The sequence below is a fragment of the Burkholderia sp. MR1-5-21 genome (genome assembly GCF_053427715.1).
Map to the genome: position 1 here is coordinate 445,518 of NZ_JBSAXD010000001.1, position 17,610 is coordinate 463,127.

Annotated in this window: 16 protein-coding genes; 10 read left to right on the forward strand and 6 right to left on the reverse strand. The window is 66.3% G+C overall.

Going from position 1 to position 17,610, the window contains the following annotated elements; genetic code table 11:
* The first annotated feature begins 85 nt into the window (after window positions 1-85).
* The 3 genes from ACV229_RS01910 to ACV229_RS01920 all read left to right on the forward strand — a co-directional run bounded on the left by ACV229_RS01910 (window position 86) and on the right by ACV229_RS01920 (window position 2,759).
* Window positions 86-1,018 carry an AEC family transporter gene (locus tag ACV229_RS01910; RefSeq protein ID WP_448081420.1) on the forward strand — a complete coding sequence of 311 codons (933 nt, stop codon included), beginning with the start codon at window positions 86-88 and terminating at the stop codon, window positions 1,016-1,018.
* A gap of 108 nt (window positions 1,019-1,126) precedes the next feature.
* Entirely contained in the window at window positions 1,127-2,068 is a 942-nt protein-coding gene (locus tag ACV229_RS01915; protein ID WP_448081421.1) for a DMT family transporter, read from the forward strand.
* Between the two features lie 316 nt (window positions 2,069-2,384).
* Window positions 2,385-2,759 (forward strand): COG4315 family predicted lipoprotein, encoded by a 375-nt coding sequence (locus ACV229_RS01920; RefSeq protein WP_448081422.1) that lies wholly within the window; start codon window positions 2,385-2,387, stop codon window positions 2,757-2,759.
* A gap of 162 nt (window positions 2,760-2,921) precedes the next feature.
* On the opposite strand, the gene ACV229_RS01925 is transcribed toward ACV229_RS01920, so the two are convergent.
* Entirely contained in the window at window positions 2,922-4,439 is a 1,518-nt protein-coding gene (locus tag ACV229_RS01925; RefSeq protein ID WP_448081423.1) for a CoA-acylating methylmalonate-semialdehyde dehydrogenase, read from the reverse strand.
* Window positions 4,440-4,498: 59 nt separating this feature from the next.
* Window positions 4,499-5,857, reverse strand: coding sequence for an aminotransferase class III-fold pyridoxal phosphate-dependent enzyme (locus ACV229_RS01930; RefSeq protein ID WP_448081424.1), 1,359 nt, complete (start codon window positions 5,855-5,857; stop codon window positions 4,499-4,501).
* A gap of 105 nt (window positions 5,858-5,962) precedes the next feature.
* Here ACV229_RS01930 and ACV229_RS01935 point away from each other — a divergent pair, with 105 nt between their 5' ends.
* Together ACV229_RS01935 and ACV229_RS01940 are read left to right on the forward strand one after the other, a co-directional pair.
* Window positions 5,963-6,922 (forward strand): LysR family transcriptional regulator, encoded by a 960-nt coding sequence (locus ACV229_RS01935; RefSeq protein WP_448081425.1) that lies wholly within the window; start codon window positions 5,963-5,965, stop codon window positions 6,920-6,922.
* 202 nt (window positions 6,923-7,124) lie between these two features.
* Window positions 7,125-7,625, forward strand: coding sequence for a 2,4'-dihydroxyacetophenone dioxygenase family protein (locus ACV229_RS01940; RefSeq protein WP_448081426.1), 501 nt, complete (start codon window positions 7,125-7,127; stop codon window positions 7,623-7,625).
* A gap of 75 nt (window positions 7,626-7,700) precedes the next feature.
* On the opposite strand, the gene ACV229_RS01945 is transcribed toward ACV229_RS01940, so the two are convergent.
* The 3 genes from ACV229_RS01945 to ACV229_RS01955 form a co-directional block, all read right to left on the reverse strand.
* Window positions 7,701-8,336: a J domain-containing protein gene (locus tag ACV229_RS01945; protein WP_448081427.1), complete on the reverse strand. Its 636-nt coding sequence runs from the start codon at window positions 8,334-8,336 to the stop codon at window positions 7,701-7,703.
* An 89-nt stretch (window positions 8,337-8,425) separates the two neighbouring features.
* On the reverse strand, window positions 8,426-9,175 hold the full coding sequence (locus ACV229_RS01950; protein WP_448081428.1) for an MFS transporter: 750 nt from the start codon (window positions 9,173-9,175) through the stop codon (window positions 8,426-8,428).
* An 83-nt stretch (window positions 9,176-9,258) separates the two neighbouring features.
* Complete coding sequence (locus tag ACV229_RS01955) at window positions 9,259-10,110, reverse strand: class I SAM-dependent methyltransferase (RefSeq protein WP_448081429.1); 852 nt, start codon at window positions 10,108-10,110, stop codon at window positions 9,259-9,261.
* A gap of 132 nt (window positions 10,111-10,242) precedes the next feature.
* Here ACV229_RS01955 and ACV229_RS01960 point away from each other — a divergent pair, with 132 nt between their 5' ends.
* From ACV229_RS01960 to ACV229_RS01970, 3 genes are all read left to right on the forward strand, one after another.
* Entirely contained in the window at window positions 10,243-11,214 is a 972-nt protein-coding gene (locus tag ACV229_RS01960; RefSeq protein WP_448081430.1) for a LysR family transcriptional regulator, read from the forward strand.
* A 495-nt stretch (window positions 11,215-11,709) separates the two neighbouring features.
* Complete coding sequence (locus ACV229_RS01965) at window positions 11,710-12,573, forward strand: PhzF family phenazine biosynthesis protein (RefSeq protein WP_448081431.1); 864 nt, start codon at window positions 11,710-11,712, stop codon at window positions 12,571-12,573.
* Between the two features lie 923 nt (window positions 12,574-13,496).
* Window positions 13,497-14,735, forward strand: coding sequence for a flavin-containing monooxygenase (locus ACV229_RS01970; protein WP_448081432.1), 1,239 nt, complete (start codon window positions 13,497-13,499; stop codon window positions 14,733-14,735).
* 61 nt (window positions 14,736-14,796) lie between these two features.
* On the opposite strand, the gene ACV229_RS01975 is transcribed toward ACV229_RS01970, so the two are convergent.
* A complete protein-coding gene (locus ACV229_RS01975) occupies window positions 14,797-15,756 on the reverse strand; it encodes a GlxA family transcriptional regulator (protein ID WP_448081433.1) in 960 nt (319 codons plus the stop codon).
* Between the two features lie 131 nt (window positions 15,757-15,887).
* Here ACV229_RS01975 and ACV229_RS01980 point away from each other — a divergent pair, with 131 nt between their 5' ends.
* Both ACV229_RS01980 and ACV229_RS01985 read left to right on the forward strand, forming a co-directional pair.
* Window positions 15,888-16,688 (forward strand): SDR family NAD(P)-dependent oxidoreductase, encoded by an 801-nt coding sequence (locus ACV229_RS01980; RefSeq protein ID WP_448081434.1) that lies wholly within the window; start codon window positions 15,888-15,890, stop codon window positions 16,686-16,688.
* Between the two features lie 50 nt (window positions 16,689-16,738).
* Window positions 16,739-17,500, forward strand: a complete 762-nt coding sequence (locus ACV229_RS01985; RefSeq protein ID WP_448081435.1) for an SDR family oxidoreductase — start codon at window positions 16,739-16,741, stop codon at window positions 17,498-17,500.
* The last annotated feature ends 110 nt before the right edge of the window (window positions 17,501-17,610 follow it).

Genomic DNA, 17,610 nt, shown 5'->3' on the forward strand with positions numbered 1-17,610 from the left:
CCATGCTGCCTGCAGGACGGAATTCCGTTACACGTCATCGTCCGATCGCCTCTCCGTCGCGCGGGGTTCCCGCGCGCGCACCGCGATGATCGGCGCGATCCTGCTCGCGTTGATGCCCGTCGCGCTGCTGGTGGCATTCGGCTACGGACTCAGGCGCACGGGCTTCGTCGCCGACACGTTCTGGCCGCAGGCCGAAAGGCTCAGCTATTACGTGCTGCTGCCCGCACTGTTCGCGCACGGCCTTGCGAGCGCGCGGCTGCAATCGCTCGCCGTGTTTCCGCTCGCGGGCGCGCTGGTCGGCTCGACCGCGGCCGTCGCCGCACTGTTGCTGCTGATGCGCCCGTTCGTGCGCGTCGACGGCGCCGGCTTCACGTCGGTGTTCCAGGGTGCGGTGCGCTTCAACAATTACGTCGGCACCGCGCTGGCGGCCGGACTCTTCGGCGCCCGGGGCGTCGCACTGGCAGCCGTGTGCGTCGCCGCGATCGTCCCGACCGTCAACCTGATGTGCGTGCTGGTGTTCGCGCGCTACGGTTCGATGCGCGTCGGCGCAGCGGCGCTCGCGCGGCAGATCCTGTCGAATCCGCTGGTGGTCGCGTGCGCGCTCGGGATCGCGATGCAGGCCGGCGGCGTCACGTTTCCCGCTGCCGTCGAACCGGCCGTGCGTGCGCTCGGTGCAGCGTCGATGCCGCTCGGCCTGCTGTGCGTCGGCGCAGCACTGAAATTCGACGCGGCGCGCGCGTGGATGCAGCCGGTATGCGTCGCGTCGGCGTTCAAGTTCATGGCGATGCCGGTCCTCACGCTCGTGGCCGGGCGCGCGTTCGGGCTGACCGACGTGGCACTGACGGTCGCGCTGCTGTTTCAGGCGCTGCCGACGTCGTCGGCGTCGTACATCATGGCGCGCCAGCTCGGCGGCGACGCCGCGCTGATGGCCGGCATCACCGCGTTCCAGACCCTCGCCGCGGCGTTTGCGATGCCGGTCGTGATGACGGCGCTCGCCGGAATGGCGACGCTGCACTGACGTCGCGCGGATCGACGCATGGATTCCCGTTTCAACCCGAAGGCCTCGCATCGCGAATGCCCGCGCGTCCGTCGATCCGAAAGGCTTGCGGTCCCCCCTGCAGAAGACATGAACGCTCCAGCCACGCCCGCCGCCATCGCCACTACCACCTCCGTCCACTCGCCAACCGGGATCTACGTCAAGCTCACGCTGGTCACGCTGTTCTGGGGCGGCACCTTCATCGCGGGGCGGATGCTCGCCGCATCGCTGCCCGCGACGACGGCCGCGACCGGCCGGTTCGCGATCGCGGCGCTGCTGCTGTTGGTGCTGACGTGGAAATACGAAGGCGGCCTGCCGCGACTGAGCGGCCAGCAGATCGCGACCACGTTCGCGCTCGGCGTGACCGGCATCTTCCTGTACAACCTCTGCTTCTTTGCGGCGCTCGCGCGCATGCCGGCCGGACGCACCGCGCTGTTCGTCGCGCTGAATCCCGTCGCGACGGCATTGCTGCTGTCCGTCGTGTTCCGCGAACGGCTTTCGCTGACGCGCTGGGCCGGGATCGCCGTGGCGCTCGTCGGCGCGCTGGTCGTGATCAGCCGCGGCGACCTGCTCCTGGTCCTGACTGACCTGCGCAACACGTTCGGCCCCGGCGAGCGGTACATGCTCTGCGCGGTCCTGAGCTGGGCCGCGTACACGATCATCGGACGTTATGCGCTCAACGGACTGTCTCCGCTCGCGTCGACGACCTATGCGACGCTCTGGGGCCTCTTGCTGCTGCTCGGCGCGAGCCTGCTCGACACGCATGCGGGCAGCGGCATCCATCTGACGTGGCAGGCCATCGCCGCGATCGCCTACCTCGGCGCAATCGGGACGGTCGTCGCATTCGTCTGGTATTCGCAGGGGATCCGGGAACTGGGGCCGGCCCGTGCCGCCGTGTTCACCAACCTCGTGCCGGTGTTCGGGGTGCTGCTGTCCGTCTGCCTGCTCGGGGAGGCATTGTCGCCGTCGATGCTCGTCGGCGGCGCGCTGGTGATCGCCGGCGTCACGCTGACCAATCGCGTCAGCCGCTGATTCTCTCTGCGTCTCTCCGCGCGGTTTGCGCGCGTGCTTGCATGGCCGCATGGCTCGGCCGCCGCGGTACGCGCCACGCGAGTGTCGCGCTACGACGCACCGCGCGATTCCGATGTGGCCCCGGTTCACTGCGCAGGCCCGCCAAAAAACGCCTATCGTGAATGAAGCGCGCTCCCGTGGCCTGCCATTCGACCCCCAGTCGCTCGCGCCGCCGGTCACGGACCGCCGCTACATCGCATCGCTCGTCGCGATCCCGGTGCGCCATCCTTAGGCGTGCGCGCGATCGCGGCCGCCCACCGGCCAACAAGGAGGCAACATGAAAGCCGCGCTTCTCGCCAGTTCCGCCCTGCTCGCCGTCGCGTCGACGGCGGCTTTCGCGCAAGGCGCGATCACGAGCGTCGATAACGGCGCGCTCGTCGCCGCGAACGGGATGACCGTCTACACCTTCGACAAGGACAAGCCGAACGCCGGCACCAGCGCGTGCACGGGCCAGTGCGAGTCGTTCTGGCCGCCGTACAAGGCGAGCGCGACCGACGTGCCCGCCGGACCGTATTCGATCGTCAAGCGCGACGACGGCAGCGCGCAATGGGCTTACAAGGGCAAGCCGCTGTATTTCTTCTCGAAGGACATGAAACAGGGCGACCGCAACGGCAACAACTTCAACAACATGTGGCATCTCGTCACGCCTTGAGCGCATCCCGCGGGATTGCGCGGGGCGCGATGCGCGTCGCCCGCCTGTCAGCAGCGCCTTCCGCACCGCACAATGAAAAGCCCGGCCGGATCGCTCCGGCCGGGCTTGGCGCTTGCAACGAAGTCCGGCGTCTCGCCCGGCGCGCGTCGCGCGTGATGCGCGTCAGCGGCTCGACGGGAAGCTGAACACCGTCCCTTCGCGCACGCCGGCCGACGGCCAGCGCTGCGTGATCGTCTTGCGCTTCGTGTAGAAGCGCACGGCGTCCGGGCCGTACGCGTGCAGGTCGCCGAACAGCGAGCGCTTCCAGCCGCCGAACGAGTGATACGCGACCGGCACCGGCAGCGGCACGTTGATGCCGACCATGCCGATCTGGATGTTGTCGCTGAAGTAGCGTGCCGCTTCGCCATCGCGCGTGAACAGGCACGTGCCGTTGCCGTATTCGTGCGCGTCGATCAGCGCCATCGCCTCGTCGAGCGACTTCAGGCGCACGACGCCGAGCACCGGCCCGAAGATCTCGTGCTGATAGATCGGCATGCCGGGCTTCACGTTGTCGAACAGGCAGGGGCCGAGGTAATAGCCGCCGTTGTGGCCGTCGACCTTCACGCCGCGGCCGTCGACCACGAGTGACGCGCCCGCGTCGATGCCGGCCTCGACGAAGCCCGTCACCTTCTCGAAGTGCTGCTGCGTGACGAGCGGGCCCATGTCGACGCCAACGCCCGTGCCCGGGCCGACCTTCATCTTCGCGATCTCGGCCTTCAGGCCCGCGACCACGTTGTCACCGGTCTCGTCGCCGATCGCGACGACGAGCGGAATCGCCATGCAGCGCTCGCCGCACGAGCCGTACGCGGCGCCCATCAGCGCGTTCACCGCATTGCCGATGTCGGCGTCCGGCATCACGACCGCGAAGTTCTTCGCGCCGCCGAGCGCCTGCACGCGCTTGCCGTGCGCGCAGCCGGTCGAGTAGATGTATTCGGCGATCGGCGTCGAGCCGACGAAGCTCACTGCCTTCACGCGCGCGTCGGTCAGGATCGTGTCGACCGCTTCCTTGTCGCCGTTCACGACATTCAGCACGCCCGGCGGCAGGCCGGCTTCGAGCGCCAGCTCGGCCATCCGCAGCGTCGACGACGGCGTGCGCTCCGACGGCTTCAGCACGAACGTGTTGCCGCATGCGACGGCCATCGGCCACATCCACAGCGGCACCATCACCGGGAAGTTGAACGGCGTGATGCCGGCCACCACGCCGAGCGCCTGGAACTCGCTCCACGAATCGATCGCGGGGCCGACGTTCTTGCTGTGCTCTCCCTTCAGCAGCTCGGGCACGTAGGTCGCGTATTCGACGTTCTCGATGCCGCGCTGCAGTTCGCCCATCGCGTCGGCGAGCACCTTGCCGTGCTCGGCCGTGATCAGCGCGCACAGTTCGTCGGCGTGCGCCTCGAGCAGCGTCTTGAAGCGGCTCATCACGCGCGCGCGCTTCAGCGGCGGCGTGTTGCGCCAGGCCGGGTACGCCGCCTGCGCGGACGCGATCGCGGCCTCGACGGTCAGCTTGTCCGCGAGCGCGACGCTCTTGTTCGACTGCCCGGTTGCCGGGTCGAACACCGGCTGGATGCGGCTGCCGCCGTCGACGTGCTTGCCGTCGATCAGGTGGCCGAGGGTGGAGGTCACATTGCTGTCGTGTTTCATGTGTCGGGCTCTTTCGTGAATTCGGTAATCGCGGAAATCGCGGCGTGCAATGGCGCGGCTCAGTCCACTTCGTTCAGCGCGTCGGACAGCGCGTTGATCAGGTTGTCGATCTCGCGCTTCTCGGCGATGAACGGCGGCGCGAGCTGGATCGTGTCGCCGCCGTAGCGCACGTAGAAGCCCTTCGCCCAGCAGCGCATCGCGATCTCGTACGGACGGCGCGCCGGTTCGCCCGGCAGCGCCGCGATCGTCAGGCCCGCGGCAAGACCATAGTTGCGGATGTCGGCGATATGGCGCTGGCCCTTCAGCCCGTGCACGGCCGCCTCGAAATGCGGCGCGAGTTCGCGCACGCGGCCGACCGCGTCTTCCTTCACGAGCAGGTCGAGCGCCGCGACGCCGGCCGCGCAGGCAACCGGGTGCGCCGAGTACGTGTAGCCGTGCGGGAACTCGAGCATGTACTCGGGGCCGCCTGCGGCCATGAACGTGTCGTAGATTTCCTTCGTCGCGATCACGCCGCCGAGCGGCTGCACGCCGTTCGTCACCTGCTTCGCGAAGTTCATGATGTCCGGCGTCACGCCGAATGCGTCCGCGCCCGTCATCGCGCCGGCACGGCCGAAGCCCGTGATGACTTCGTCGAAGATCAGCAGGATGTCGTGCGCGGTACAGATGTCGCGCAGGCGCTTCAGGTAGCCCTTCGGCGGCACGACGACGCCCGCAGAGCCCGAGAACGGCTCGACGATCACGGCCGCGATGTTCGACGCGTCGTGCAGCGCGATCAGGTCGAGCAGGCGGTCGGCCAGGTCGGCGCCATGCTCCGGCATTCCGCGCGAGAACGTGTTCTCGGCCAGCTGCGTGTGCGGCAGGAAGTCGGCGTCGATGCCCTGGCCGAACAGCTTGCGGTTCGGCCCGATCCCGCCGACCGAGATGCCGCCGAAGTTCACGCCGTGGTAGCCCTTCTCGCGGCCGATCAGGCGCGTCTTCGTGCCCTTGCCCTTCGCGCGCCAGTATGCGCGGGCGAGCTTCAGCGACGTGTCGGCCGCTTCCGAGCCCGAGCCCGTGAAGAACACGTAGTCGAGGCCGGCCGGCGTCAGGTCCTTGATCTTGTTGGCGAGCTCGAACGACTTCGGATGACCGAACTGGAACGCCGGTGCGTAGTCGAGCTGCGCGACCTGGCGGCTCACCGCCTCCGTGATCTCGGTGCGGCCATGACCGAGGCCCGTGCACCAGAGGCCCGACAGGCCGTCGAAGATCTTGCGGCCTTCGGCGTCCGTGTAATACGCGCCCTTGGCCGACACGATCATGCGCGGATCGGACTTGAACTGGCGGTTGGCCGTGAACGGCATCCAGTGCGCGTCGAGCCACGCGGCGTCGGTACGCACGGGGGTGTCTTCCTGCTGGCCAGCGATGATGGTGTCGGTCATGTCGGTCGGCGCGGCGCGCCCCTCCTTCTTGTGATGATGTTGCGCATTGTCGGGAGGCCAATTAGTCTCTTCAATATCGCAATATCAATGTTCACTTGCGCACCTATGCAAGCAAAGAAACCGAAGAGCCGGGCGCTGCTCGGGCAGCTCAGCGACATGGACCTGCGCCTGCTGCGGGTCTTCAAGGGCGTCGTGCAGTGCGGCGGGATGGCGGCGGCCGAACTGGAGCTGAATATCGGCATCTCGACGATCAGCCGCCACGTGAAGGATCTGGAAACCCGTCTCGGCCTCGTGCTGTGCCGGCGCGGCCGCGCGGGCTTCACGCTGACGCCCGAGGGGCAGACGGTGTACGAGGAGACGCTGCGGCTGCTCGCGTCGATGGAGGCGTTCCGCAGCCGGATCGACGGGATTCACGACCGGATGGGCGGCGAACTGCACATCGCCGTGTTCGACAAGACGGCGACCAACCCGAACGCGCGGCTCGGCGACGCGATCCGCCGGTTCGCGGACGAGGCGCCGGACGTCGCGCTGAACCTGCACGTCGCGTCGATCAACGAAGTCGAGCGCGGCATCATCGATGGCAGCTATCAGGTCGGGATCATTCCCGCGCACCGCAGCTCGGGCAGCCTCGTGTACGCGGAACTGTTCGACGAGCGGATGCTGCTCTACTGCGGCCGCCAGCACCCGCTGTACGATGCGCCGCACGGCAAGCTCACGTGGACGACGATCCGCAACCATGCGTTCGCGGGGCTCGGCTTCCATTCGCCGAACATGGAGCTGAGCCATCGCGCGAAGCTCACGCGCAGCGCGACGGCGTCCGACCAGGAATCGATCGCGACGCTGATCCTGTCGGGGCGCTATCTCGGCTTCCTGCCGGACCACTACGCGGAAAGCTTCGAAAACAAGGGGCTGATGCAGTCGATCGCATCGCACCGGTTCAACTACCGGTGCCGGTTCGTGAGCCTGTTGCGGCGCTCGCCGCGGCCGTCGCGGGCCGCGCTGCTGTTCCAGTCATGCCTGGAAGCGGCGCATGCGAACGGGCGCGAAACGGCTGTCGGCGGGTAGCGTTCAGCACCGGCGGGATGATCGATCCGGCGGTTTCGTGCCCGTCGTCGGCATGAGGCCCGCCAACCCGTTCCGCGACGGACGCGCATCAGGCCCCGAACCGGACACGGATCGCTGGCCCACGAGCCGGCTTGCCGCCCCGCTCTGCGATAATGCCGTCTCCGCCGATTTCCACCGCCCCTTTCCAGCCACTCCAGCCACCATGCACCCGTCCGCTCCGCTCCCCACCGACCTGCCGCCGATCTCGTGCCTGCCCGGCGACGCGCTGCCGTGGCTGCCGATGAGCCCGGATCTGCCGGGCCTCGCGATCAAGTACCTGCACATCAACGCGGCCGAAGACACACTGACGGCGCTGCTGAAGATGCCCGCAGGCCGGACGCTGCCGCGCCATCGCCATGACGGGCAGGTTTTCGTCTACACGTTGCAGGGTGCGTGGCGCTACCTCGAATACGACTGGGTTGCGCACGCCGGCTCGACCGTGCTCGAACCGGCCGGCTCGGTCCATACGCCGGAAACGCTCGGTGCCAGAGGCGAAGACGTGATCACGTTCAACGTGATGCGCGGCGACCTCGTGCTGCTCGATGACGACGGCCGCGAGACGGCACGGGAGAATTGCCGCGTCGCGCTGCTGCGTCAGCGCAAGCACGCGCGGACGGCGCCGGAAGCCGCCGTGGCGTTCGCCGTGCCGTTCATTACGCGCTGACGTCGATCGGGGTCGGCCGCGCGGCTCCGCTGCGAATCCGCGCGCCGTGCAGAAATGCGTTCAAGACGAACGCATTCACGGGCGCAACCCGAACACGCCATGCCAAAGGGTGCTGACCCAGTTTGCGTAAGCGTGTTCGCCAGCCGTCCGGGCGTCACCCTCCGGCGGTTGGTCCGGTGCGGGTTGCTTCGCACCGTCGGATTCCCGGGAGTTGTGTTGCGCCGCCTTCACCGCGCCGTCATCGTCTCGCGTTGCGCGTTCATCGACCTGCGTGTCACGAGACGCGCCCGGCTGGCGCGACGCATGCAATTCGGTCGAGCTGTCGGCAATGCGCCCGGCAAGCTGCTCGTCGCAATCGCGGCCGAGCAGCACGCCAAACACGACGTCGCGGCTGTATCCGCGTTCGGCGAAGCCCAACGCGAGGGCCACGAACCGCCGGTATTCCGCCTCCCGCTCGGCCTGCAGGCGCTCCTCCTCTTCGCGCAGCCGCGCCATCTCCTGCGCATAGACGTCGTCGTAGACGCGGCGCTGCGCCGGGTCCGACAGAATTGCATACGCTTCCTTGACCTCCTGGAACCGCGCATGCGCGCACGCTTCCTGCCCGAGGTTGCGATCGGGATGCGCTTTCATCGCGGCGCGCCGGTATGCGCGCTTGATTTCCTCATCGGTGGCGTCTTCCTGCACACCGAGCAAGTCATACAACGTCGCCATGGTTCGTCCGGATCAGAATCGGATTCGGCGATCGTAGCATGCACGCCCGGCGTCAAAATGTCGGCGCCGCGCCGCGTCGCCGAACGGGCTCAGCCGTCGGATCGCCGGATCAGCTGGCGCAGCGACAGCACGTGCAGCAGGATCGAGGTCGGCACCACGAACGCCGGGGTCAATACATCCGGATAGGCGCCGGCACCGATGCTTGGCACGGCCGGAACGATCAGCTGGAACGGGCCAGGCGACGTGATCGCCCCCATGGTGACCGCAATGGCGAAATCCGCGAGGCCGAAGATGTTCCACGTGATCGCCGCCTTTCGACCCTCGGCTGTCCCGGTCGCGACGGCGATTGCTGCCGGCACGGCGAACACGCCGGTCAGCACATCGCCGATTCCCGCCGGCAACGCGAACGCGCCGGGCAGGCGTCCATGCAGCCACGCAGCGAGCGCCCAACCGCCGAAGACCCGGTACAGCTGAAACGCGACGAGCCACGTTGCCGGCATCGCATCGAGCACCTGCCCCACCCGCCTCGACAACAGCAACAGTGGCGTGCCGATCAGCACCGGCACAAAAATCGCCAACGGCAGCAACGGCGGTGCGTCCGGCGTGCCCGCGCGGAAGGTGCCATCGATGGCCGCGCTCCACGCGACAGCGAACCAAAGCGTGTACGGAATCATGACCGCAAGCCAGGTCGTGCTGCGTTGGCCCGGCGTCAGGTCGGTACGTTCGAGACCGAGCCATATACCGATCGCGACGACCGCATGGACCGCCAGCTGGTGAGCGGTGACTGGAACGCCGCTAGCCGCAATAGCCGGCTGCCAGTAGATCAGGCCGATCCACAAGGCGGTCAGCGGTGCGATCCACAGCAGGCCGCGCCAGGCGGGACGCGACGGGACGATACCGGCAGGAAGAGGAGCGGCAGTCATCATTGGGCCTCCATAGGGTTCCGGGTATTCGTCGCGTCGGCCTCGAATACCGCAGTGAGAATGCCAACCCGGCCTTCGATGAGATTGCGTCCCAGGTTCGCGAAAAGCTGCGCGAAGTCCGGCCCCAGCACGACGCCGAGATTCGGCGACGGCGGCGGCCCGGACGTCCGCCGCTGGGCGATCCATGCTTTTGCAGCCTCCGTGTCGTCTTGCCATGTCAGCGTGCGGAAACCGGCTGCCTCGATGGCCTCGCGTGTCGCGTCGGCCGTCATCAGGAAGCTCGTGGCCGGGGTTCGCGCCCACGGAACGGGATAGTGCAGGTCGCTGCCGTTTGCGACGACGTCGTACGTCGCGAATTTGCCGTCCGGCTTCAGCACGCGCCGGATCTCCCGGTAAAGCCGGGCGCGATCGGCGATGTTCATCGCCACATGCTGCAGCAACACGACATCGAATCCGCCGTCGTCGAACGGAAGGTCCAGCGCGCTGGCGGTACGAAACGACACCTGCCCGCTCTGCCCGGTGCGCTGCGCGAGATAGCGCGCGGCATCCACGAAAGGCTCGCTGAGGTCAATGCCCGTCACCCGGCAGCCACGGGTTCCGGCCAGGACACGGGCCGGCCCGCCGATACCCGAACCGACGTCCAGCACCGACATGTCGGCGGTGATCCCGGTCAATTCGGCCAGCTCGTCGGTGGCAGCCAGCCCGCGGGTGTGAAACTGGTCGAGGGCGTCCAGTTGCCGCGGTGCGAACCGTTGATCTTCCGGTCCAAGCACCGCGAGCGCGGCTTTCAGCCGCTCGGTCAGGCCGGTCGCGCGATAGTGCTCGCGCACGCCATCAAGTGCGTCGTTCATGGTGAGGTTCCTCCATGGTTTCGAGCAGATCGTTCCGGCCTTGCGCGTCGAGATCGGCGCGATGCCTCGTCTGCAGGCGTAGGTGTAACATGGCCGCTGGCGAGCGACTATTCATCACAATGTTGATGGGTCATGAAGCAGAACTTCACAGTCAGGCAAGGCGCGCTCGATGGCGTGGAAGCGTTCCTCAGCGTTGCCCAGCATCGCAGTTTTCGTCGCGCAGCGGCCGAACTCGGCGTCACGCCGTCGGCCGTCAGCCAGGCGGTGCGTGTGCTTGAAGAACGCATTGGCGCCGCACTCTTCATCCGCACCACGCGCAGTGTCGGCCTGACGGAAGCCGGCGAACGGTTTCTGTCGCGTGCCAAGCCGGCGTTCGAAGAGCTCGTCGCCGCCAGCGAGGTGGCCCGCGGTCTCGGCCAGCGACCCGCCGGCCTGTTGCGCCTTTCGGTGCCGCGCGCGGTGGTGCCGATCCTGCTGGAACCGCTGATCGCATCCTTCTGCCAGGCTTATCCCGAGATCGAAGTGGAAATTGCCGCGAACGAGGCGCTGATCGATCTCGCGGCGGAAGGGTTCGACGCCGGCATTCGCCTGGGCCAGTTCGTCGCCGCCGACATGGTCGCGGTGCCGTTGACGCCCCCGTTCCGTCTCGCCATCGTCGGGAGTCCTTCCTACTTCGCAGGTCGCGGTCGTCCCGAATGCGTGGATGATCTGCGCGAACATGCGTGCTTGCGGTGGCGGAGATCCAACGGCGCGCTCGCACCGTGGTCATTCAACGACAATGACCACGAGATCGAGGTCGCCGTATCGGGCCCGCTGATCGCGCATGATTTTCCCACCCTGCAGGGTGCGGCAGTTGAAGGCCTGGGCCTTGCGCAGCTACCTGAGCCAATCGTCGCGGAAGCGCTGAAAGCGGGAACACTGGTGCTCGTGCTGGAACCGTTCGCGCCGGTGAGGCCGGGTGTGTTTCTCTACTATCCAAGCCGTCGGCAGATCATGCCGAAGCTGCGTGCGTTCATCGATCACGTGAAGAAACACCCGCCCGGTCCTGGAAAAGTCCCGGCGCATGAAGCGCCGGAGCGTGCAGGGCCGAAGAAAGAAGGGTGATGTCTTCCTCCGTATGGCCGACTACGGAAACGGGTACCTGCAGCGACATTCCTTAGGGCCCTTTCCGCATATGCCTCTCGTCAGCGCTTCACGGGTGACGTACCCCATAGTGCCGCGCTTACCGAAGACCGCGCAGACTCGGGCGCTTCGGCGCCGTGGTCAGCGGGACCGATCGAACTGGTGGCGTGCGCTCGGGCTGGCCGACGAATGCCCTGCCCCGCGCCCCGGATCGAGCAGTGTTTACCCCGTCCAATTCAGACGACAACTGGTGTCTATGCTGAATCACGGCGCCTCGCGAGGATCCGCTCCCCAACCTTGGGCGCCGACTTCACCGAGCAGCATCCGGGGACCAAGAAAGTAACGGAACGATTGGTCGACGTACTCGGGGAGCGCGGCAAGCAGGTGCACTCGCTCTCGGGACGCGCATCCCGTTGGACGCTTGCGTGCAGATCACGCTGATCGCGCGAAGTTGAGTGAGCATCTTGGGAGATCGCCATGCTTCTACCGTTCAAGCAGGTCGACGTCTTTACCGCCACGCCGTTCAAAGGCAACCCCGTCGCCGTGATCTTCGAGGCCGACGGGCTGAGCGATGTGCAGATGCAAACCATCGCCAACTGGACCAATCTGTCGGAAACCACCTTTGTGCTCACGCCGACGGATCCGCGAGCGGATTACCGGGCACGGATTTTCACACCTCAAATGGAACTGCAGTTCGCCGGCCACCCGACGCTGGGCACCGCGCATGCGGTGTTGGAGCGCGGCCTGACGCTGCACAGCCCGAGGCGCTTGTGGCAGGAGTGCGGTGTCGGCCTGGTCGAACTGCGTCAGGATGACGACGGATCGCTGGCGTTCAAATCGCCGGCGGCGCGCTGGCGCGAGGTGGGACGCGAACACTGGCCGGCGCTGGCGCAGGCATTGGGGGCCGAGCGTCTGGAAGAAGATCCGCCGCCGCAAATCGTCGACATCGGCGTAGCGTGGCTGCTGTGCCGCCTGCGCGACGACGAGGCCTGTCTCGCACTGCGTCCCGATTTCGCCGCGCTGACGCGACTCAGCGAACAGCTGAGCATAGGGGGCGTGGCGCCGTTCGGGCAAATCGGGCCTCAGGCGGACGCCGCTTATGAGATCCGCTGTTTCGCTCCCGCCGACGGCGTCAACGAAGACCCTGTTACCGGCAGCGCGAACGCGTGCCTGGCGCTCTATCTGCAACGCACCGGCATGGCACCGGCGCGAGGCTACCGTGTGCGCCAAGGGGCGGTACTGGGTCGAGTCGGCCAGATCGAGGTGAGCTATGGGGACGATGCAGCATGGATCGGCGGGCATTCCGTCACCTGCGTCGACGGAACGCTGCGGCCATGGTGAGACGCCGAGTCGGCATATACCATATAAGCAGTTCCCCAATGAGTTTCACGAGACGCCATGAAAGCGGTTTGCCCGCTGCACGGGCCAACGACCATCATCGGCACGAACGCGTACGGGTTTCCGGTCTATGCGTGCTGCTGCAACGATGTGCCCTATGTCACGCCCCCGGACGCATGTACGAGGGCGCCGACGCAACGCGGATCTGACAAGCAGCAGCGACCTCAACAACCGAAGACGAAAAAAGAAGGCCACTGAGGAGCAAAACCTGCTGGCCGTGGGCTGAACAGCAATGTTTGGACATGTTGCGGCGCGAGGTCTCGCAGGTTGTTCAGCTTGCCGTTGTCGGACGACGCCTGCGTGAGTCGGTTCATCGCGTCGATTCGCTCTGTACCGCCCGATCCTCAAAAAGGACGTCAGGGCCGGTGTCGCCCCCAACCGGCGCAAGAACGCCGCCTTGCGTCGATGACGGGTTTCGAGGTCGAACGGTCGTCCGGTCAGGCGGGGTGTTGGCCGAAACCGCAATTTCCCTATCGGGCTTAGCGTGTCTGCCAGAGGCAGTCAATTGACGAGCCTCGTCAGCCCCCCCTTGAATAGGCGGGCCAGCACGTTCTGCACCAGGAATTCATCCTGAAAAGTCCTTACTCCCCGTTTCTTCCCAGTTACCTATCTTCTTCACCACGAGGGCCAGCGCTTCGCGCGTCGTATCGTCGGACAACGTCGTCTGTGAAGACAGCCCGGCACCGTGGTCGCTCGTCGCGATTCCCACGGCGGTGTTTTCAACGCCACGTGCTGCGCAACCGCCTCGACCAACGATGTCGCAATCCCGGTGAGCGGGCGTGGCTGAGAGGCTGACCGCGTGGCAGAGGTCAGATTCTGGCAATGAGACGATTTATCGGATCGACAGGAATGCTTCGGGGGCGGCCATGAGAGACAAGCGCGTTCTGGATGCGGTGGTTGTCGGTGCTGGATGGGCCGGTCTCGGCGTGAGTCATGCGCTCGCTCAGGCCAATATGCGGCACTGCGTTCTGGAGCGCGGCCGAATCGGCGAAACCTGGCGGACCCAGCGTTGGGATTCTTTCCACTTCAATCTTCCCAACAGCTACAGCGTCATGCCCGGCGATAGTTACGGCGGCGCCGAGCCGGAAGGATTCATGACGCACACGGCGTTCGTGACGCTGCTCGAAAACTACGCGCTGCGCCACCAACTCCCGGTTCACACCGGCATCGCGGTCTCAAAACTGGATTCAAGCGACGGGCTCTTTCGCGTTGTGACGCCGCAACAGACGTGGTGGTCCAAAAACGTCGTCGCCGCCAGCGGCAGCCTGAACCGGCCACGCCGACCGGCTGCTGCGTCGGCATTGGTGAACGGCCCGGTGCAAATCGATGCGTCGGACTACCGCAATGCAAGCGCCCTGCCCGCCGGGGCCATCCTCGTGGTGGGCAGTGCCCAGTCTGGCTGCCAAATCGCCGAAGACCTGATCCTGGCCGGCCGAGAGACCTATCTCGCGACGAGCCATATCGGCCGTCTGCCGCGACGATATCGTGGACACGACATTGTCGTGTGGATGGTGAAGACCGGCATGTTCGACGTGCCGCGCAAGGATTTCATCGATGCGTCCGGCCGCGTTGCCGCTCGGCCCATGCTTGGTGCGTTGCACACAATCAGCCTGCAGTCTCTGAGTGCCCAAGGCGTCGTGCTGCTAGGACGATTGATCGGCGTGGAGGATGGCCGGCTCGTCTTCGCCGACGACCTTGTCGAGAATGTTCGGTTCGGCGACCAGATTTCCGCGCAAACCAAAAGCCGTATCGATGAATTTATCGAGCTTGGCGGCCTTCCTGCGCCCGCGGCCGCTGAGGACGAGGCGGAGACGGTTGCGCCACGCCTGCCCGAGCGACCTATCCTGTTGCTCGATCTCATCGAGCGGAACATTTCGGCGATTGTCTGGTGCACGGGCTTTGGAGGGGACTTCGACTGGATCGACATACCGGGTGTTCTCGATGAGCGACAGCAGCCGGTTCACGAAAACGGCATTGCGCCGATCGCCGGACTTTATTTCGCCGGACTCGACTTTGCGTCGACGCGCCGGTCGGGCACCGTGATGGCGATTGAAGACGAGGCGCGGCGGTTCGTCGCCCTCATCGCAGCGCGCTGCGCGAGCTGACCGGATTCGAATTCACATCACGTACGCGTACTTTTTTGCGTTCGGTTGCATCTGCCCCGGCCTAGCGGCCTCCCCGCTCATCCATGCGCGCGTCGCGCCGAACCGCCTGCGGCGGAACGCCGAACCCGCGCACGAACGCTTCACGCATATGGCGGCGGTCGCGAAAACCGGTCTCCCTCGCGATGACGTCGAGCGGATGCCGGCTCTGTTCGATCATCACCCGCGCCGCCTCCAGCCGCAGCTTTTCGATCGCCTTGGCCGGTGACTGTCCGGTTTCGAGCGTAAACACCCGGCTGAACTGGCGCGGGCTCAGGTGCACGCTTTCGGCCAGTTCCTCCACCGTCAGCGCGCGGTTCAGATTCCGGCGCGCGTAGTTCAGCGCGTTCTGGATGCGATCGGATTTCGGCGCGAGCTCCAGCATTTCGGAATGCTGCGACTGGCCGCCCGCGCGGCGCTGGTGCATGACCAGCTTGTGCGCGACCGACCGGGCGATCTCCGCGCCGAGATCCTTTTCCACCATCGCGAGCGCGAGGTCCAGACCGGCCGTCATGCCGGCGGACGTCCAGATCGGACCGTCGACGATATAGATCCGGTCCTCCTCGACGCGGATGTCCGGAAAGCGCTTCTGCATTTCACGGCCGAATGCCCAGTGCGTCGTCGCGCGCCGCTGCGCCAGCAGGCCGGCTTCCGCGAGCACGAATGCGCCGGTACAGATCCCGGCGGTGCGCGCCGCGCGCTGCCCGCCTTTGCGCAGGAAGGCAAGAATCTCCTTCGGTGCCGGTGAACCGACCGGATCGTTGACCCCGGCGACGATCCACGTGTCGACGTCGACCCGCCCGCGCAACGACCGTGTGCCGACGGCAAAGCCGAGCGACGAGTGCACGTCGCCGCCGGCCACCGAGAAATTGTCGAGCCGGTAGAACGGCTCGCCCGTCACGAAGTTCGCGTACTCGAACACCGACTGCGGCGCGAGCGCCATGATCTGAAACCCTTCGCTGATCAGAAAGCCGATCCGGTGCATGTCCGTTCTCCTGGCGCCAAGCCGTCACCCGATGTCCTGAATCATACCCATCTATGTCATTTCGGTCATGCCGGATCGAAGCCAGAATGCATTCACGCGTTCATCGACGCTTCTCTAACCGGAGTGACATCATGGCAACGACACATCAAGGTACGGCCCTTATTACCGGCGCGTCGTCGGGCATCGGCGCAGTCTACGCCGAGCGGCTCGCACGCCGCGGCTACGACCTGATCCTGGTCGCGCGGAATCGCGACCGGCTGATCGCCCTCGCCGACCGCATCACGAACGACACGCACCGCAGCGTCGAAATCATCGACGCGGATCTCAACGACCGCGCGGCCCTTGCCGGCGTCGAAGCGAAGCTGAAACAGGACGCCAGCATCACGCTGCTGGTCAACAACGCGGGCGTCGGCACGCATACGCCGCTGCTCGACAGCGACGTCGATGCGATGACGCGCCTGATCGACCTGAACGTCACCGCGCTCACCCGCCTCACGTATGCGGCCGTCCCGGGCTTCGTCGCGCGCGGCAACGGCGCCGTCATCAACATCTCGTCGATCGTCGCGATCTCACCGGAAACGCTCAACGGCGTCTACGGCGGCAGCAAGGCTTTCGTGCTCGCGTTCAGCCAGTCGCTGCACCACGAGCTCGCCGACAAGGGTGTGCAGGTGCAAGCCGTGCTGCCCGGCGCAACCGCGACCGATTTCTGGCAGACCGGCGGACTGCCGCTCGAGCACCTGCCGAGTGAAATCGTCATGTCGGCGGCCGACATGGTCGACGCGGCGTTGACGGGCTTCGACCGTCACGAGCTCGTGACGATTCCGTCGCTGCATGCCGGCGAAGAGTGGGACGCGTATGAAGCTGCGCGGCGCACGATGGCCCCGCACCTGTCGAGCGATGCGCCTGCACCGCGCTACGCGACGGCGCGATAAGGCCAGGCTATCGAACCTGAACCCGACCCATCCAACAAGGAATCCTTATCATGAAACTCAGCGGAAATACCGTATTCATTACCGGCGGCACGTCGGGCATCGGCCGCGCGCTGGCGGAAGCCTTTCACCAGCGTGGCAACAAGGTCATCGTCGCGGGGCGCCGCAAGGCGCTGCTCGATGAAATCGCGGAACAGCATCCCTGCATCGACACCGTCGAACTCGATATCGGTGATGCGGCGCAGATTCGCGAAGTCGCCGCGCAACTGATCGAACGCTACCCGGCGTTGAACGTCGTGATCAACAACGCGGGCATCATGCCGTTCGACGATGCTGGCGGCCCGCTCGACGACGCGCAGGCCGTGCGTCTCGTCGACACGAACCTGCTCGGCCCGGTACGCGTGAGCGCCGCGTTCGTCGAGCATCTGAAGCGGCAGCCCGAGTCGACCATCATCAACAACAGTTCGGTGCTCGCCTATGTGCCGCTCGCAGCAACCGCGCTGTACTCGGCCACCAAGGCCGCGATCCATTCGTACACGCTGTCGCAACGGTTCATGCTGCGCGACACTAGCGTGCGCGTGCTCGAGATCGCACCGCCCTGGGTCGACACGGATCTCGTTCACAAGAGCGGCGACCCGCGCGCAATGCCGCTCGACGCGTTCATCGCCGAGACGATGAAGCTGCTGGAAACCGCGACGACCGAGGTTGTCGTCGATGCGGCCAAGCCGCTGCGCGACAACGCCGGGCCGAACGAGCATGCGTTTGTCGACCAGTTCAACCAGTTGATCGCCGACAACCCGATTCCCGTTGCCTGACGGCTGCACGCGCAGCGCATTCGCTGCGCGCGGTCATGCATTCGTGAATCCGCCGGCGGCCATCCGATGTTTGGCGACAAGTTCGCGGACGAGCGCTGAGGCTCGCCATA

Excerpts from the sequence above, each read along its gene's own strand:
- ACV229_RS01985 (WP_448081435.1), top strand. The coding sequence starts at position 16,739 with ATGAAACTCAGCGGAAATACCGTATTCATTACCGGCGGCACGTCGGGC.
- ACV229_RS01925 (WP_448081423.1), bottom strand. The coding sequence starts at position 4,439 with ATGAAACACGACAGCAATGTGACCTCCACCCTCGGCCACCTGATCGAC.
- ACV229_RS01910 (WP_448081420.1), top strand. The coding sequence starts at position 86 with ATGATCGGCGCGATCCTGCTCGCGTTGATGCCCGTCGCGCTGCTGGTG.
- ACV229_RS01980 (WP_448081434.1), top strand. The coding sequence starts at position 15,888 with ATGGCAACGACACATCAAGGTACGGCCCTTATTACCGGCGCGTCGTCG.
- ACV229_RS01930 (WP_448081424.1), bottom strand. The coding sequence starts at position 5,857 with ATGACCGACACCATCATCGCTGGCCAGCAGGAAGACACCCCCGTGCGT.
- ACV229_RS01915 (WP_448081421.1), top strand. The coding sequence starts at position 1,127 with ATGAACGCTCCAGCCACGCCCGCCGCCATCGCCACTACCACCTCCGTC.
- ACV229_RS01920 (WP_448081422.1), top strand. The coding sequence starts at position 2,385 with ATGAAAGCCGCGCTTCTCGCCAGTTCCGCCCTGCTCGCCGTCGCGTCG.
- ACV229_RS01955 (WP_448081429.1), bottom strand. The coding sequence starts at position 10,110 with ATGAACGACGCACTTGATGGCGTGCGCGAGCACTATCGCGCGACCGGC.
- ACV229_RS01940 (WP_448081426.1), top strand. The coding sequence starts at position 7,125 with ATGCACCCGTCCGCTCCGCTCCCCACCGACCTGCCGCCGATCTCGTGC.
- ACV229_RS01965 (WP_448081431.1), top strand. The coding sequence starts at position 11,710 with ATGCTTCTACCGTTCAAGCAGGTCGACGTCTTTACCGCCACGCCGTTC.
- ACV229_RS01945 (WP_448081427.1), bottom strand. The coding sequence starts at position 8,336 with ATGGCGACGTTGTATGACTTGCTCGGTGTGCAGGAAGACGCCACCGAT.
- ACV229_RS01975 (WP_448081433.1), bottom strand. The coding sequence starts at position 15,756 with ATGCACCGGATCGGCTTTCTGATCAGCGAAGGGTTTCAGATCATGGCG.
- ACV229_RS01935 (WP_448081425.1), top strand. The coding sequence starts at position 5,963 with ATGCAAGCAAAGAAACCGAAGAGCCGGGCGCTGCTCGGGCAGCTCAGC.
- ACV229_RS01960 (WP_448081430.1), top strand. The coding sequence starts at position 10,243 with ATGAAGCAGAACTTCACAGTCAGGCAAGGCGCGCTCGATGGCGTGGAA.
- ACV229_RS01970 (WP_448081432.1), top strand. The coding sequence starts at position 13,497 with ATGAGAGACAAGCGCGTTCTGGATGCGGTGGTTGTCGGTGCTGGATGG.